Origin of the sequence: Nocardioides sp. NPDC101246 (genome assembly GCF_044767415.1) — a bacterium.
In the GTDB taxonomy this organism is placed as follows: Bacteria; Actinomycetota; Actinomycetes; order Propionibacteriales; family Nocardioidaceae; genus Nocardioides.
Genome location: NZ_JBIWNX010000004.1, coordinates 107,344 through 122,470, shown reverse-complemented (window position 1 = coordinate 122,470; position 15,127 = coordinate 107,344). Strand labels below are relative to the sequence as shown.

At 68.5% G+C, this 15,127-nt stretch carries 20 protein-coding genes; 9 read left to right on the top strand and 11 right to left on the bottom strand.

Features of this window, described 5'->3' with window-relative positions; genetic code table 11:
• Nucleotides 1-16: 16 nt before the first annotated feature.
• Complete coding sequence (locus ACIRON_RS08400; RefSeq protein ID WP_402991492.1) at nucleotides 17-703, top strand: TetR/AcrR family transcriptional regulator; 687 nt, start codon at nucleotides 17-19, stop codon at nucleotides 701-703.
• A gap of 12 nt (nucleotides 704-715) precedes the next feature.
• Nucleotides 716-892, top strand: coding sequence for a DUF6104 family protein (locus ACIRON_RS08395; protein WP_008362094.1), 177 nt, complete (start codon nucleotides 716-718; stop codon nucleotides 890-892).
• A 100-nt stretch (nucleotides 893-992) separates the two neighbouring features.
• Here the strand turns inward: ACIRON_RS08395 and ACIRON_RS08390 are convergent, their stop codons facing one another.
• From ACIRON_RS08390 to ACIRON_RS08380, 3 genes are read right to left on the bottom strand one after another with little or no spacing between them, the layout of a single operon-like run.
• Entirely contained in the window at nucleotides 993-1,196 is a 204-nt protein-coding gene (locus tag ACIRON_RS08390) for a hypothetical protein (protein ID WP_402991488.1), read from the bottom strand.
• Nucleotides 1,197-1,222: 26 nt separating this feature from the next.
• A complete protein-coding gene (locus ACIRON_RS08385; protein ID WP_402991486.1) occupies nucleotides 1,223-2,347 on the bottom strand; it encodes a fatty acid desaturase family protein in 1,125 nt (374 codons plus the stop codon).
• Between the two features lie 24 nt (nucleotides 2,348-2,371).
• Nucleotides 2,372-3,466 (bottom strand): flavin reductase family protein, encoded by a 1,095-nt coding sequence (locus tag ACIRON_RS08380; RefSeq protein WP_402991483.1) that lies wholly within the window; start codon nucleotides 3,464-3,466, stop codon nucleotides 2,372-2,374.
• 146 nt (nucleotides 3,467-3,612) lie between these two features.
• Between ACIRON_RS08380 and ACIRON_RS08375 the strand changes: the two genes are divergently transcribed.
• The gene (locus ACIRON_RS08375) at nucleotides 3,613-4,248 is read left to right on the top strand and encodes a TetR family transcriptional regulator (RefSeq protein WP_402991479.1); all 636 of its coding nucleotides are present in this window, start codon (nucleotides 3,613-3,615) and stop codon (nucleotides 4,246-4,248) included.
• Nucleotides 4,249-4,252: 4 nt separating this feature from the next.
• Here ACIRON_RS08375 and ACIRON_RS08370 read toward each other — a convergent pair whose 3' ends face one another.
• The 4 genes from ACIRON_RS08370 to ACIRON_RS08355 all read right to left on the bottom strand — a co-directional run bounded on the left by ACIRON_RS08370 (nucleotide 4,253) and on the right by ACIRON_RS08355 (nucleotide 8,763).
• A complete protein-coding gene (locus ACIRON_RS08370) occupies nucleotides 4,253-5,782 on the bottom strand; it encodes an MDR family MFS transporter (protein WP_402991476.1) in 1,530 nt (509 codons plus the stop codon).
• 183 nt (nucleotides 5,783-5,965) lie between these two features.
• On the bottom strand, nucleotides 5,966-6,934 hold the full coding sequence (locus ACIRON_RS08365; RefSeq protein WP_378868374.1) for a zinc-binding dehydrogenase: 969 nt from the start codon (nucleotides 6,932-6,934) through the stop codon (nucleotides 5,966-5,968).
• Nucleotides 6,935-7,029: 95 nt separating this feature from the next.
• On the bottom strand, nucleotides 7,030-8,223 hold the full coding sequence (locus ACIRON_RS08360) for an NADP-dependent malic enzyme (protein WP_402991472.1): 1,194 nt from the start codon (nucleotides 8,221-8,223) through the stop codon (nucleotides 7,030-7,032).
• A gap of 177 nt (nucleotides 8,224-8,400) precedes the next feature.
• Complete coding sequence (locus tag ACIRON_RS08355) at nucleotides 8,401-8,763, bottom strand: S24 family peptidase (RefSeq protein WP_402991469.1); 363 nt, start codon at nucleotides 8,761-8,763, stop codon at nucleotides 8,401-8,403.
• A 54-nt stretch (nucleotides 8,764-8,817) separates the two neighbouring features.
• On the opposite strand from ACIRON_RS08355, the gene sodN reads away from it, so the two are divergent.
• From sodN to ACIRON_RS08340, 3 genes are all read left to right on the top strand, one after another.
• The gene (sodN, locus tag ACIRON_RS08350; RefSeq protein WP_402991466.1) at nucleotides 8,818-9,219 is read left to right on the top strand and encodes a superoxide dismutase, Ni; all 402 of its coding nucleotides are present in this window, start codon (nucleotides 8,818-8,820) and stop codon (nucleotides 9,217-9,219) included.
• A 146-nt stretch (nucleotides 9,220-9,365) separates the two neighbouring features.
• Nucleotides 9,366-9,746: an anti-sigma factor gene (locus ACIRON_RS08345; RefSeq protein WP_402991464.1), complete on the top strand. Its 381-nt coding sequence runs from the start codon at nucleotides 9,366-9,368 to the stop codon at nucleotides 9,744-9,746.
• A 49-nt stretch (nucleotides 9,747-9,795) separates the two neighbouring features.
• Nucleotides 9,796-10,545 carry a SigB/SigF/SigG family RNA polymerase sigma factor gene (locus ACIRON_RS08340; protein WP_402991461.1) on the top strand — a complete coding sequence of 250 codons (750 nt, stop codon included), beginning with the start codon at nucleotides 9,796-9,798 and terminating at the stop codon, nucleotides 10,543-10,545.
• On the opposite strand, the gene ACIRON_RS08335 is transcribed toward ACIRON_RS08340, so the two are convergent.
• Nucleotides 10,546-10,917: a hypothetical protein gene (locus tag ACIRON_RS08335; RefSeq protein WP_402991459.1), complete on the bottom strand. Its 372-nt coding sequence runs from the start codon at nucleotides 10,915-10,917 to the stop codon at nucleotides 10,546-10,548.
• 293 nt (nucleotides 10,918-11,210) lie between these two features.
• Here ACIRON_RS08335 and ACIRON_RS08330 point away from each other — a divergent pair, with 293 nt between their 5' ends.
• Nucleotides 11,211-11,465, top strand: a complete 255-nt coding sequence (locus tag ACIRON_RS08330; protein WP_008362075.1) for a WhiB family transcriptional regulator — start codon at nucleotides 11,211-11,213, stop codon at nucleotides 11,463-11,465.
• 36 nt (nucleotides 11,466-11,501) lie between these two features.
• Here ACIRON_RS08330 and ACIRON_RS08325 read toward each other — a convergent pair whose 3' ends face one another.
• Nucleotides 11,502-12,992, bottom strand: coding sequence for a sensor histidine kinase (locus tag ACIRON_RS08325; RefSeq protein ID WP_091050876.1), 1,491 nt, complete (start codon nucleotides 12,990-12,992; stop codon nucleotides 11,502-11,504).
• Between the two features lie 84 nt (nucleotides 12,993-13,076).
• Between ACIRON_RS08325 and ACIRON_RS08320 the strand changes: the two genes are divergently transcribed.
• Together ACIRON_RS08320 and ACIRON_RS08315 are read left to right on the top strand one after the other, a co-directional pair.
• On the top strand, nucleotides 13,077-13,916 hold the full coding sequence (locus ACIRON_RS08320; RefSeq protein WP_091050877.1) for a DUF2785 domain-containing protein: 840 nt from the start codon (nucleotides 13,077-13,079) through the stop codon (nucleotides 13,914-13,916).
• Nucleotides 13,917-14,007: 91 nt separating this feature from the next.
• A complete protein-coding gene (locus tag ACIRON_RS08315) occupies nucleotides 14,008-14,082 on the top strand; it encodes a 50S ribosomal protein bL37 (RefSeq protein ID WP_369797015.1) in 75 nt (24 codons plus the stop codon).
• An 87-nt stretch (nucleotides 14,083-14,169) separates the two neighbouring features.
• Here the strand turns inward: ACIRON_RS08315 and rsrA are convergent, their stop codons facing one another.
• Both rsrA and ACIRON_RS08305 read right to left on the bottom strand, forming a co-directional pair.
• On the bottom strand, nucleotides 14,170-14,433 hold the full coding sequence (rsrA, locus tag ACIRON_RS08310) for a mycothiol system anti-sigma-R factor (RefSeq protein WP_402991454.1): 264 nt from the start codon (nucleotides 14,431-14,433) through the stop codon (nucleotides 14,170-14,172).
• Nucleotides 14,430-15,047: a sigma-70 family RNA polymerase sigma factor gene (locus ACIRON_RS08305; protein WP_183544482.1), complete on the bottom strand. Its 618-nt coding sequence runs from the start codon at nucleotides 15,045-15,047 to the stop codon at nucleotides 14,430-14,432. The genes rsrA and ACIRON_RS08305 overlap by 4 nt, the downstream gene beginning before the upstream one ends.
• Nucleotides 15,048-15,127: the final 80 nt, after the last annotated feature.

Genomic DNA, 15,127 nt, shown 5'->3' with positions numbered 1-15,127 from the left:
TGTCAACATGAATTCCGTGAAATCCTCTGAGAGCTCGGACGAGGGCGCCCGGCCCTACCACCACGGCGACCTCCGGAACGCGCTGGTCGATGCGGCCGCGACGCTTGCCGAGAAGGGCGGCCCGGACGCGGTGACCATCCGAGCCGCGGCCCGCGCGGTCGGCGTGACCCCGACCGCGACCTACCGCCACTTCGCCAACCAGTCCGACCTGCTCCACGCCGCCAAGCACGAGGCGATGGACCGGCTCACCGCGACGATCCTCGAACTCCTGGCCGCCGAGAGCCCCGCTCCCCACCCGGCCGAGGCCGCGGTGCAGCGTCTCGCGGCGGCAGGACGGGGGTACGTCCACTTCGCCCTAGCCCAGCCCGGACTGTTCCGCACCGCGTTCTGCCGTCCCGCCACGGACGACGAGCATCCGACCGAGGAGCTCTCCCAGGTCCTGGCGGAAGCCCCGCCGTACGCCTTCCTCACGACCGCTCTCGATGACCTGGTCGATGCCGGCTGGCTCGCGCCCGAGCTCCGTCCCGATGCCGAGACGGCCGCCTGGTCGACCGTCCACGGCCTGTCGGTCCTCTTCGTCGACGGCCCCTACCGCCACGTCCCTGTGACCGAGCGCGACCGGCTCATCAACGTCACCCTCGGCATGGTCGTACGCGGCCTCTCCGGAGGCCCGGCCTCCGACGCACCGCTGAACGCAGAATGAAAGACTGAGGCCATGTACTTCACCGACCGCGGCATCGAGGAGCTGGTCACCCGTCGGGGCGACGAGGAGGTCACCCTCGCCTGGCTGGCCGAGCAGCTCCAGGCCTTCGTCGACGTCCACCCCGAGCACGAGACGGCGATCGAGCGCCTCGCCACCTGGCTGGCCCGCCTCGACGACCCCGAGGACTGACCCCGCCGAGTAGGTAGTTCTTGCGCGCCGAGAAATCAGTTGTGGGCGACGAAACCAAGCTTTCGTCGCCCACAACTGCGGATTCGGCCGCCAGAACTACCTATTCGCCTAGGTCTTTCTCGGCTCGCTTCGCCGCGGCGCGGAGCTCGAAGAGCTCGGTGGCCATGCCGCCGATGGCACCGGCCATGTCACGTACGGCGCCGGTGATGATGACCGCCACCTGACCGACGGTGGTCGCGGTGACCTCGACGGCGCTCTGGGCGACATCCTTGCGGATCTCGTTCTTGCTCAGCTCGGGCTCCATGACAACCCATTGTGGCTGGTCAGGCGTCATGCCGCGACCCCCTGGAGGGCGGGAGCGGCCTCGACGCCATCAGCAGCAGGGCGCTTGCGGTCGGGCAGGGCGTACCTGCAGATCTTCTTGAGGACGCCCCACAGCTGCTGGTGCAGCGGGCCGGTGTTGTAGGCCAGGTCGTAGCGCTCGCAGATCTCGCGGACCTCCTCGGCGATCTCCGGGTAGCGGCGCGCGGGGAGGTCGGGGAAGAGGTGGTGCTCGATCTGGTGGGACAGGTTCCCGGACATGATGTGGAAGATGCGCCCGCCGGTGATGTTGGCGGAGCCGAGGAGCTGGCGGTAGTACCAGTGCCCCTGGGTCTCGTCCTCGCACTCCTCCTGGGAGAAGGAGGCGACGCCGGCTGGGAAGTGGCCGCAGAAGATGATGTTGAAGGCCCAGATGTTGCGTACCAGGTTGGCCACGCCGTTGCCGAGGAACGTCAGCGGCGCCAGCGGGCCGGTGAGCAGCGGGAAGAGGACGTAGTCCTTGAGCGCCTGGCGCTTGACCTTCTTCATCAGGCCGCGGTGCAGCTCGGCGTTGTCCGACATCTTCCGCTTGCCGGCGACGATGTTCTCGACCTCGAGGTCGTGCATCGCGACGCCCCACTCGAAGAAGACCATCAGCAGGAACGCGTACACCGGGTTGCCGAGGAAGTAGGGGTGCCACTTCTGGTCCTCGTCCATCCGCAGGATGCCGTAGCCGATGTCGCGGTCCTTGCCGAGGACGTTGGTGAAGGTGTGGTGGATGTAGTTGTGGGAGTACTTCCACTGGTCGGAGGGGCACACGTTGTCCCACTCGAACATGCGCGAGTTGAGGTCGGGGTCGCCCATCCAGTCGTACTGGCCGTGCATGACGTTGTGCCCGATCTCCATGTTGTCGAGGATCTTGGAGATCGACAGACAGGCGACGGCCGGGACCCAGCCGATCATGGGCAGGTAGAAGAGCGCGCGGCCGGCGAGCTCGAAGGCGCGCTGCTTCTTGACGATGTCGTAGATGTACGCCGAGTCCTTCTCGCCCAGGTCGGCGACGATGCGCTGCCGGATGGCGTCCATCTCGGCGCCGAAGGCTTCGAGCTCCTCGGCGGAGAGGCGGCGGTTGCCGGTGTTCTCAACGGTGGTCATGGGGGTGTCTCCTTGGAGGAATCGTCAGAGGTCCACGGAGCAGTCGCCCTCGGGCGTGCTCACGCAGATCCGGATCTGTTCGTCGGGGAGCTCGGAGGTCTCGCCGGTGAGGACGTTGCGGACCCGTCCGGAGCTCTTGTTGGTCGTGCAGGAGAAGCAGATCCCCATCCGGCAGCCGGACTCGGGGGTCAGCCCCGCGGCCTCGGCCTGGTCGAGGATCGTGGCGCCGTCGTTGGCGACGGTCTTGCCGTTGCGCGCGAACTCCATCTCGCCGCCGGCGACGCCGGCGTTCTTGGGCGGCTTGAAGTACTCCACACGGAGCGACTCGGTGCCTTCGTACGCAGCCTGAGCCGCCTCGATGAGCGACGCCGGCCCGCAGGCCCAGGTCGGCAGGTCCCGATATCCCGGGACCAGCTTCGAAAGCAGCGCCGGGGAGAGGTAGGGCGCGCCGTCGGCGGTGTGGAGGATGTGCAGGTCGACGCCGTGGCCCTGGTGACGGATCTCCTCGAGCTCGTCGGCGAAGATCTGGCGGTCGGCGCTGGGGGCCCAGTGCAGGAAGGTGACCATGCCCCGGTGCGTACGTCGCTGCAGGGAGCGCAGCATCGACATCACCGGGGTGATGCCGGAGCCACCCGAGATCAGCACGATGTGCTCGGGCACGCGGTCGGGGAGGACGAAGTCGCCCTCGGCCTGGGACAGGTGGACCAGGGTGCCGACGGTGGCCCGCTCGGTCAGGAACTTGGAGATGCTGTAGGGGGTCGCGTGCTCGTCGTCGTGGGCGCGCACCGTGATCGTGAGCGGCTCACCCGGCTTGCCCTCGGTGTTGGAGACGGTGAAGACGCGGGTGGTACGCCGCCCCTCCCCCGTGTCGATGCCGACACTGACGTGCTGGCCGGCGCGGTGGCCGCGCCAGGTCGAGGTGGGCTGGAGCGTCACGGTCGCCACCCGGGGCGCGCCAGGCGCGCTCACCTCCGGGTGGATGTCGGTGATGCGGGCGCGCACCTCGTGCGCGGCCAGCATCGGGTCGATCTGGGTCAGGTAGCGGTCGATGCCGTGCGGTGAGGCGAGCGCCGCAACCGTGCGGGAGCGGAGGATCCGGCCGCCGAGGTCGAGTGCCATGTGTTTCGCCTTTCAGTGAACATCTGTACACCGACAACCATGGCTGGTCACCACAGCACGCGTCAAGACGCCACGGACGTGGTCCAGATCACGGTGTACAGGTGTGCACCTGACGGGCCCCCGGCCGCTGCGCCTAGGATGGTCTGGTGATCGAGACGGGTGCGGAGCCGGAGAGCCGTGCGGAGCGCAAGCTCCGGACCCGGCGAGCGATCCTGGACGCGACGCTGGAGCTGTGCACCGACAGCTCGCTGACGGCGCTCTCGCTGCGCCAGGTCGCCAAGCAGGTCGGCATCGTCCCGACCGCGTTCTACCGCCACTTCGACTCCATCGAGTCGCTCGGGCTGGCGCTGGTCGAGGAGTCCTTCGACTCGCTGCGCGACCTCTTCCGCGACGTACGCCGCAACGCGCGGGCGGACCAAGACATCGTCGACGGCTCGATCGATGCCCTCGTCGACCACGTTCACCGGCGCCGCGACCACTTCGGCTTCATCGCCCGCGAGCGGGTCGCCGGCCCACGTTCGGTGCGCGAGGCCATCAGGCGCGAGATCGAGCTCTGCGAGCGCGAGCTCGCCACCGACCTGGCGCTGATGACCGGCACCGACACCTGGACGGGCAAGGACCTGCACGTGCTCTCGTCGCTGTTCGTGACCGTCCTGGTCGCGACCGCGGAGCAGATCCTCTCCACCACCCGCCCCGAGCAGGAGGAGCAGATCGTCGCCACCGTACGCACCCAGCTGAGGATGCTGCTGATCGGTGTCTACCAGTGGCGCTCGGAGTCGTAGCCGGCTAGCAGCCGCACACCGCGGGCTCGCGCCCGTGCTCGCACAGCTCGGCCAGCTCGGCGTCGAGATCCGCCTCGGGCTCCTCGACGGGCTCCGCAGCGGCCTCCTCGTGCCCCTCGGCCCGAGCCGGCAGCAGCACGGCCATCACGACCACGATCAGAGCCAGCCCGGCGCTGACCATGAACGCGGCCTGCAGGCCGCTCACCTCGGCCGCGACGGCACCGACCTCGTCGATGACCTGGTCGCTGCGTACGGACATCACGGTGACCGCCAGGGCGGTGCCGAACGCGGCCGCGACCTGCTGCAGCGTGCCCAGGATCGACGAGCCGTGGGAGTAGAGGTGCGAGGGCAGCGACCCGAGACCCAAGGTGAAGACCGGAGTGAACGCAGCGGCCAGGCTGACCATCAGGACCAGGTGCAGCACCAGCACGAGCAGGTAGGGCGTGGTCAGCGAGATCTGCGAGAGCCCGGCGAGAGCGACCACGATGCCGACGGAGCCCGGGATCACGAGCACCCGGCCACCGTAGTTGTCGAAGATCCGCCCCACGGTCGGCCCGAGGAGACCCATCGCGAGACCGCCGGGCATCACCAGGAGGCCGGTGTAGAGGGGAGAGAGCCCGCGCACGGTCTGCAGGTAGAGCGGCAGCAGGATCATCGAGCCCATCATCGCCAGGAACGCGACCGCCATCAGGACCAGCGACTTGGTGAAGGTGGGGTGCAGGAACGCGCGCAGGTCCAGCAGCGGCGATCCGACCCGCTGCAGCCGGAGCTGACGGAGCACGAACCCGAGGATCAGCAGGGCCCCGAAGCCCGCGATGACCAGCGGAAGACCGACCTCACCCTCGGCGAACCGGCTCAGCCCGTAGACGAGCGAACCGAACCCGAGCGCCGCGATGACCACGGAGGCCCAGTCCACGCTGGACTCCGCGGGCTCGTTGACGTTCTCCAGCCGGCGCAGCCCGGACCAGGCGACGCCGACGGCGATCGGCAGGACCAGCAGGAAGAGCAGCCGCCACGAGCCGAAGCCCAGGATCAGCCCGGACAGGGTCGGTCCGAGCGCCGGCGCGACCGAGATCGCCATGGTGACGTTGCCCATCACCCGGCCTCGGTCGCTCTCGTCGACGACCGTCATCAGCGTGGTCATCAGCAGCGGCATCATCACCGCGGTGCCCGCGGCCTGGATGACCCGGCCGGCGAGCAGGATCCCGAAGACCGGCGCGATCGCCGAGATCAGGGTGCCGGCGATGAAGACGGCCATGGCCGTCGCGTACGCCGTCCTGGTCGTCACCCGCTGCAGGAACCAGCCGGTCACCGGGATCACCGACGCCATGGTGAGCATGAACGCGGTCGAGACCCACTGAGCGGCATGCTCGGTGACCCCGAAGCTGTTCATCAGGTTCGGGATCGCGTTGAGCATGATCGTCTCGTTGAGGATCACCACGAAGGTGGCCAGCACGAGCAGGGTGATGACGGCAGGCGTACGCCGCTTCTCACCGTCGATCGGACGGTGTGATGGTGTGACGGCAGCAGTCATGACGAGTTCCTCGGGTCGTACGCAGGGGCCCGTTGCCGCCCGCTCTATACATAGATCGAACGGGCGGGGCCGATTTCGACATCACGCCACGAGAAACTTTCAAGCCCCCCGGCAGTGACACTCAATGGTCCCTTGCTGAACCGGGGAGAGTCGAACGATATTCCGTACGTCACACCGCCGGCGTCACAGCGTGAAGACGACCTTCCCGAAGAGGTCACCGGCGTGCATCGCCTCGAAGCCGGCCTTGGCCTCGGTCAGCGGCATGGTGCGGTCGATGAGCGGGCGGGCGCCGGTGGCCTCGAGCAGCGAGACCAGGCTCGCCAGCTCGCTGCGGGTGCCCATCGTCGAGCCGATCACCTTCAGCTGCAGGAAGAAGATGTTGGTCAGCAGCGCGTCGTCGAGGTTCGCCCCCGACGTGGTGCCGCTGATGATGATCGCCCCGCCCGGCCGCAGCGAGCGCACCGAGTGCTTCCAGGTCGCGCGCCCGACGGTCTCGATCACCGCGTCGACCTTGACCGGCAGCCGCTCCCCCGACGGCAGAGCCTCGTGGGCACCGAGCTCGAGGGCACGCTTCTGCTTGGCCTCGTCGCGCGAGGTCGCGTAGACCTTCAGGCCGGCCGCCCGCGCGAGCGTGATCGCCGCGGTCGCGACGCCACCGCCGGCGCCCTGGACCAGCACCGAGTCGCCGGCCTTGAGGCCGCCCTGGGTGAACAGCATCCGGTAGGCGGTCAGCCACGCCGTCGGCAGGCAGGCGGCCTCCTCGAACGACATCCCGGCGGGCTTCGGTACGACGTTGCGTCGCGGCACGACGACCTTCTCGGCGAAGGTGCCCTGATGACGCTCGGAGAGCAGCGACCGCTTCGGGTCGAGGGTCTCGTCGCCGGACCAGTCGGGCGAGGAGACCACCGAGTGCACCACGACCTCGTTGCCGTCCTCATCGAGCCCGGCCGCGTCGCAGCCCAGGATCATCGGCAGCGCCTCGGCCTTGAGGCCGACGCCCTGCAGCGACCACAGGTCGTGGTGGTTGAGCGAGGCCGCCTTGACGGTGACAGTCGTCCACCCGTCCGGAGCGACAGGGTCGGGCCGCTCCCCCAGCACGAGGCCGGAGATCGGATCGTCGGATGAGAACTTCTCGGCGTACGCAGCGAACATGCGCCCGACCCTACCGACCGTGCCCCGACGAGTCGGCCCGTCTTGACAGTCAGACCTGCCGAGTCGGCGCGTCAGAACGCGCCGACTCGGCTACGTCAGGCGCGAGCGACCCCGTCAGCCCGAGCGGCCTCGGCGACCGCAGCGGAGACGGCGGGGCCGACGCGCGGGTCGAACGGCTCGGGGATGATCTTGTCCGCGGACAGCTCGTCACCGACCAGAGCGGCCAGCGCCTGCGCGGCGGCGAGCTTCATGCCCTCGGTGATCGAGGAGGCGCGCACGTCGATCGCACCCCGGAAGATGCCGGGGAAGGCGAGGACGTTGTTGATCTGGTTGGGGAAGTCCGAGCGCCCGGTGGCGACGATGCTGGCGTACTTGTGAGCCACGTCAGGGTGGATCTCGGGGTTCGGGTTGGCCATCGCGAAGACGATCCCCTGCGGCGCCATGGTCGCGACGAGCTCCTCGGGGACGGTGCCGCCGGAGACGCCGACGTAGACATCGGCGCCGGCCAGCGCGTCGGCCAGCGAGCCCGAGCGGCCGGTGACGTCCGCGGTCACCTCGGCGATCGCCTTCTTCGACTCGGTCAGGTCCGAGCGGGTGGAGGAGATGACGCCCTTGCGGTCGAGGAGGACGAGGTCCTTGATGCCGAACTCGAGCAGGATCTTGGCGACCGCGACGCCGGCGGCGCCGGCACCCGAGATGACCACACGGGTCGACTCCGGGTTGCGGCCGGTCAGCTTCAGCGCGTTCATCAGCGCGGCCAGCGTGACCACGGCGGTGCCGTGCTGGTCGTCGTGGAAGACCGGGATGTCGAGCGCCTCCTTGAGGCGGTCCTCGATCTCGAAGCAGCGCGGCGCGGAGATGTCCTCCAGGTTGATCCCCCCGAACGAGGGCGCCATCCGGATGACGGTCTCGACGATCTCGTCGACGTCGGTGGTGTCCAGGCAGATCGGGATGGAGTCGACGCCGCCGAACTCCTTGAACAGCACCGCCTTGCCCTCCATCACCGGCATCGCGGCGGACGGGCCGATGTCACCGAGACCGAGCACCGCGGTGCCGTCGGTGACGACCGCGACGGTGTTCGGCACCCAGGTGTAGGTCTGGGACAGCTCCGGGTTCTCGGCGATCGCGGTGCAGACCCGGGCGACGCCGGGGGTGTAGGCCATCGACAGCGATGCCCTGTCGGAGACCGATGCGGTCGCAGCGATCGCCATCTTGCCGCCGCGGTGAAGCTCGAACACCGGGTCGCCGTCATAGGCGGTGGACTCGGTGGACAGGGTGGACTCGGTCATTGGGGGGCCTCCAGAAACTACAGACTCGGACGTCGGGCGGTCGAACGCGAGCCGAGGGGTGGAGCCGCGCAAGGCGCCATCTACAGGGATGTGATGCCCGGATGGCAGTTTCCCACAGGCTACCGGAGGAAGCGGTTGATGTTTCCTACAAGGTGACCAAGGCCTCATCTGGAGCCCTCATCCAGAGACTTGCCCCAGGATGCGTGGGCGCGGCCACAGTCGGGCCACGACGACGCCGATCACGTCGGTGTCCGCGACCGGCCCCCGGTGACGGGAGTCGATCACCCCCGGAGCAGCCGGGTTGTCCGAGAGCAGCCACCACCCGGAGCGCCCGGAGACGGTCGTACGCCGCTCGACCGCCCGCTTCACCACGACCGCCCCGTCGGCGAGCCGTCCGACGACCACGCACCCGGGCACGGGCGTACGTCCGTAGGAGACCCACAACCGGTCCCCCGCTCGCAGCGTCGGCTCCATCGAGACCCCTACGACCTTCGCCATCCCCCAGCTGTGTCGGGGTGCCCTGGCCGCGATGTCTTCCATGCGGAGTAGTGTCGCAATCCGTAGGACACATGAACACTCTTTGAGAGGACCCGCATGTTCGCGCGACTTTTCGCTCCCACCATCGAGGTCTCGGCCCACTGCGACCTGCCCTGCGGCGTCTACGACCCCGCCCAGGCCCGCATCGAGGCCGAGTCCGTCAAGGCCGTCATCGCCAAGGCCCTGGACAGCGACGACCCCGACTTCCGCACCCGCGCCATCGTGATCAAGGAGCAGCGCTCCAACCTGGTCAAGGAACACCTCTGGGTGCTGTGGACCGACTACTTCAAGCCCCCGCACTTCGAGGCCTACCCCCAGCTCCACACCCTCGTCAACGAGGCCACCAAGCTCGCCGGCGCCGCCGGCACCAAGGGCACCCTCGACCTCGAGACCGCCGACAAGCTCCTCGCCAAGATCGACGAGATCGCCGAGATCTTCTGGGCGACCAAGAAGGCCTGAGGACAAGAAGGCCTGAGCTTTCTCGAAGCTCGGCCCGCGCACCACAGCCGCTCCGTTCCTGGAGCGGCTGTGGTGCGTTAACGGGGCGGCGAGACCGGTCTCGTTGCATAATCATCGGGACTCCCACAGAAGGACTGACAACCCAGATGCCCCAGGTCGAGCTGCGCCTTCCCGCAGAAGGCGCTTACGTCTCCGTGCTGCGTACGACGACGGCCGCGCTGGCCGCTCGCCTCGACTTCACGCTCGAGGACATCGAGGACCTGCGGATGGCGGTCAGCGAGGCGGCGGCGATCTGCCTGGAGTGCGCCGCGGAGGCTGCTGACCTGGACGTCGTCTTCGACCTCGGTGAGGACACCATCGGGGTGACCGTGACCACGACCCGCGACACCGAGTCGGAGATCGACGAGGAGAGCTTCGCCTGGCAGGTGCTCACCACCCTGGCCAGGGAGGTCACCGCCACCCCCGACGGTGATCAGCTCAGGATCTCCCTGGTCGCGGGAGCGACCCCGCTTGGAGCCGCGCGCTGACATGGCGCAGGAGACGATCCGGTCGTCGAGGTCCAGGAGCACCCGCGAGGTGGACGACGCCCGCGCACGCTCCCGGGAGCTCTTCAGGGCCCTCGCCGGGCCGGACCTGCCCGATACGGAACGGACCGCCGTCCGCGACGAGCTGGTCCACCTCAACATGGCGTTGGTCGAATACTGCGCCTCCCAGTTCTACGGTCGCGGCGAGCCGCACGAGGACCTCGTCCAGGTCGGCGTCGTCGGCCTCCTCAACGCCGTGGACCGCTACGACCTCTCCCGCGACGTGGAGTTCTCGACGTACGCGGTGCCCACGATCCTCGGCGAGATCAAGCGTTACTTCCGCGACAGCCGGTGGGCCGTCAGCGTCCCCCGTCGCCTTCGCGATCTGCAGCAGAACCTCCGCGACGCCACCGCCGAGCTCTCCCAGGAGCTCGGCCGCTCCCCCACGGCCCGCGATCTCGCCACCCGGCTCGGGGTCAGCCTCGAGACCGTCGTGGAGGGCCTGGAGTCCAGCAACGCGTACGCGGCGCTGTCCCTGGACTCCGAGACCGACGAGACCGCACCGATGCTCGACTCGCTGACCGCCCACGACCTGCGCCTGGACGACGTCGAGGTGCGGGAGTCGATCAAGCCCGTGCTCGACAGCCTCTCCGCCCACGAGAAGCAGGTGCTGATGCTGAAGTTCTTCCGCAACAAGACCCAGACCGAGATCGCCGCCGAGCTCGGCGTCTCCCAGATGCAGGTCTCCCGGCTGCTCAACCGATCGCTCCTCCAGCTGCGCAAGGCGCTAGAGGAGGACTGACTAGCGCTCCTCGAGCGCGGCGATGCTCGGCGGCGCGAAGATGCCGACGAGGGCGACGACCGCGACCAGCGCCAGCCCGCCCGCGATCGCGAGGTCCTCACGCAGGTTCCAGGCCAGGCCGAGCACGATCAGCTGGACGAGCACCAGCGGCGCCCGCGCCCACGACTCCAGTCGCCAGAGCATGTAGGAGCACCAGCCGATGCCGGCGGCGCAGAGCAGGAAGAACAGTCCGCCCGCGATCGCGGTCGTGAGCGAGGCGGCGTCGGGGATGCGTACGAACTCCAGCGCTCCCCACAACAGCATCGCCGCGGTCTCGACGCCTGCGGCGATCAGGGTCAGCAGGAGAGTCCAGGGGCGGTGCAGCGCGGTCACCTCAGCAGCCTAGAACCCTCGCCAAGCCTCAGAAAATCCGCAGTAGCATACACGACCGGATTTTCCGGTAACTCACCGCGTTACCGAATTGTCTAGCCCCAGGAAGACTGAGTGTTACGGTCCGGTGACGAACCAGACACTGGTTAGGGGTTGTTTCGGCGTCCATTTCTTGGAACTCTAGAGACCAGCACGCACGTGAAGACATTCACACATCCCCGCCACGTGCCGACTCGCAGGGTCTCGAATCACCAGGGCCTTGCCCATCCTACGTCAGAAAGAGGGTCTACCCAGCCATGGATTGGCGCCACCGTTCGGCTTGTCTCGATGAAGACCCGGAACTGTTCTTCCCCATCGGAAACACCGGTCCGGCCATCCTCCAGATCGAGGAAGCCAAGCAGGTCTGCCGGCGTTGCGACGTCCGGGAGCAGTGTCTTCAGTGGGCTCTTGAGGCCGGTCAGGACCACGGCGTGTGGGGTGGACTGAGCGAGGACGAGCGTCGTGCGCTGAAGCGCCGCAACGCCCGCTCCCGTGTCCGCACCGCCGTCTGACCAACCCCTAGAGGCCATCAACCCCTAGCGATCCACCTAGAGCTCCAACGGCAGCTCGACCGCAGCTCTCGCCCCATGGCCGTCCGGCCGGGGCCCCAACGAGAGCCGGCCCCCGAGCTCGCCTTCGACGAGAGTCTTCACGATCGACAACCCCAAGTTTGTCGATGTGTCGAGACTGAACCCGTCGGGTAGTCCATGACCGTCGTCCTCGATGGTCACCTGGAGATGCCCGGCGGGTTGCTGTCGTACGGACATCACGATCTTGCCGGTCTCGGGATCGCCCGGACCGTTGCCGCGGTAGCCGTGCTCGACCGCGTTCTGCAGCAGCTCGGTGACGACCATCGCCATCGGCGTGGCCACCTCCGATGGCAGCGACCCGAACGAGCCCTCTCGGCGTACCCGCACGGCGACGCCGACCGAGGTGACCTCTCCCACCATGGAAGCGAGCCGGTCGGCGATCTCGTCGAACTCGACGGTCTCCTCGACGGCCTGCTGGGAGAGGATCTCGTGGACCAGTGCGATGGACCCGACACGCCGTACGGCCTCGTTCAGCGCATCCTGTGCCACACCGGAGTCGACCCGGCGAGATTGCATCCGCAGCAGCGCGGCCACGGTTTGTAGGTTGTTCTTCACTCGATGGTGGATCTCGCGGATCGTGGCGTCCTTGGTGACGAGCTCACGATCGCGTCGGCGCAGGTCGGTGACGTCGCGCAGCAGCACCAGCGCACCGATCGCCTCGCCACGTGGCCGCAGCGGGATCGAGCGCATGATGATCGCCATCACCCCGGTGTCGATCTCGGTGTCGCGGTGCGCCCGACCGCCGAGGACCGCGCTCAGCGTCTCCTCGTCGGGGCGCTTGCGCGGCGGCACCAGGGCCCGGGTCATCCCGGCCAGGGACTGGCCGGCGAGGTCGCCGGAGAGCCCCAGCCGGCGGAAGACCGAGAGCGCGTTGGGACTGGCGTAGTCGACGACGCCGTCGGCATCCACCCGCACGAACCCGTCCCCGACCCGAGGGGTGTCGGTGTGGTCGCTGCGCTGGCCGACCGCCGGGAAGTAGCCGTTGGCCACCATCTGGGTCAGGTCGGCGGCGGTCTGCAGGTAGGACAGCTCGAGCTTCGAGGGCGTGCGTACGCCGAGCAGGTTGGTGTTGCGGCTCAGCACCGCGATGATGCGGCCGGCGCGGCGTACGGGGATGGTCTCGACCCGCACGGGGAGGTCGTCGCGCCACTCCGGGTCGCCCTCACGAACGAGCCGGCCGGCGTCGACGGCGTCGTCCAGGGTGGCGTGGCGCCCCTTCGGCACGAACATGCCGACGATGTCGTCGACATAGGCCGTGGGACCGGTCGTGGGACGCATCTGACCGGCCGCCCAGAAGCCGTTCCCGGACTTGTCCGGCAGCCACAGCACCAGGTCGGCGAAGGAGAGGTCGGCCAGGATCTGCCAGTCGGCCATGAGCAGCTGAAGCCACTCGACATCGTCGTTGTCGAGTTCGGTGTGGCTCTGGGCGAGCTCGCTCAGGGTGGGCACGCCGACAGCGTAGATGTAGACCAAGGTATGCGCATTGCGCGGGTCGGTGGTCGGCGCGTGGCCGGGTTTGGCAGGATGTTCCCCATGTCGGAGGCGTACTGGCGCGAGGTTCATTCAACCGGTCTCGCCGTACCCACCGACCGGCCGCTGGGTGACCTCACCATCGAGCTCACCCGGATGCTCGGCGACCCGGATCCGGACGTACGCAGCGGGCTGGCCGTGCCTGCCCTGTCGACGTGGATCCAGCGCGGCGTCTACGACGACCTGCTCGGGGGTCTGGGCGACGGTATGGCGGCCGGGCTGGTGGTCGGTCTGGGCGACTCCGGCAACAACGGCGTCTTCCGGCGGGCGTCCTCGGTCGAGGCCCTGGCCGAGTGCATCGCCCGCGACAACGCCCGCTCGCTGGTGCGTGCGGAGAAGGTGCTGGAGTGGGGCGACCGGATCGCCACCTGGCTGCTGCGCGAGCGCGACCTGCGAGCCTTCGTACCCGAGCGTGGCTGGGCGCATGCGGTCGCCCGCGGCGCCGACGCGCTCGGCACCCTGGCCGCCTCCGAGCACCTCGGCAAGCCCGAGCTGACGGTGATCCTCGACGTGGTCGCCGACCGGGTGCTCGCCCGCGGGGACACCATCTACGCCCACGGCGAGCCCGACCGGCTGGCGGCGGCCACGATGTCCGTGCTGCGCCGCAACCTGGTCCCGCTCAACATCATGGAGCCGTGGATCAACCGGATCGTCACCGTCGCCACCGCCACCCCGGAGACGCCCGACCGCGACCCGTTCCTGCTCACCGGCAACGCCGAGGCCTTCCTGCGGGCCCTCTACATCCAGCTCGCGCTCAGCAACGACATCCCGCAGATCCGCGGCGACCTGCTGCTGGTCGTCGTCGCGGCCCTGAAGAAGTCGAACGCCACGTACCTGACGTGACTGCGGGTCGAGATTCGCCCTCCCGCGCATGGTTTTGAGAGACTGTCCCGAGGCCCCTCGGGGTCCACGTACCCCAATGGAGGAGATCATCATGGGCAAGACTGGCCGCAAGCGCCGCGCGCGCCGCAAGAAGGGCGCGAACCACGGCAAGCGCCCCAACGCCTGACCGCTGACCCTCGTCACGAGGTCAGAGCAGTCAAGACGCAAGAGCCCCAGCCGATCGGCTGGGGCTCTCGTCGCGTTTGTGGCCGGTTCAGGACCTCGTGCGGAGCTCCTGGATCTGGACCATGATCTTTGCGCGCAGCTCGCCCGGGGCGACCTCGGTGCACGAGCGCGCCACGACCGCCTTGACGAGGCGCTGCTGGTCGTACGTCTCCAGGCAGGGGTTGCAGCTCTGCAGGTGGAGCTTGACCTGGTCGGCGTCGGCCGCGGCGAGCTCGTTATCGATCAGGAAGACGATCTGCTCGAGGAAGTCCGCGCAGTCGGTGGGTGAGGCGTCATGTTTGTGGGCACTCATGACGCACCTCCACGAGCGCCGGTGAGGTCGTTGGTGCGAACGTAGTCGGAGAGAAGATCGCGCAGCTGGCGCCGGCCGCGGTGAAGCCGCGACATCACGGTGCCGATCGGGGTTTCCATGATCTCGGCGATCTCCTTGTAGGCGAATCCCTCGACGTCGGCGAGGTAGACAGCGAGCCGGAACTCCTCCGGGAGACGCTGCAGGGCGTCCTTCACCTGAGAGTCGGGCAGGTGCTCGAGCGCCTCCATCTCCGCGGACTTCAGGCCGGTCGAGGTGTGCGACTCGGCCCGCGCGAGCTGCCAGTCCTCGACGTCCTCGGACATCGACTGCTGCGGCTGGCGCTGCTTCTTGCGGTAGGTGTTGATGAAGGTGTTCGTGAGGATGCGGTAGAGCCAGGCCTTCAGATTGGTGCCGGGCTTGAACTGGTGGAAGGAGGAGTAGGCCTTGGCGAACGTCTCCTGCACCAGGTCCTCCGCGTCGGACGGGTTGCGGGTCATCCGCATCGCCGCCGAGTAGAGCTGGTCGAGGAAGGGCAGCGCGTCCCGCTCGAAGCGCAGCGCACGCTCCTCGGGTGTCTCTGTGGCCAGGTCGACCTCATCGTTGTTGTCGCTCATCACGTCCCAGGGTACGCGCGCGAGCAGCGGGGCGCTCATCTGCGACACATTCGCGTCGGGGCGTTCGAGCAGGATGGTCA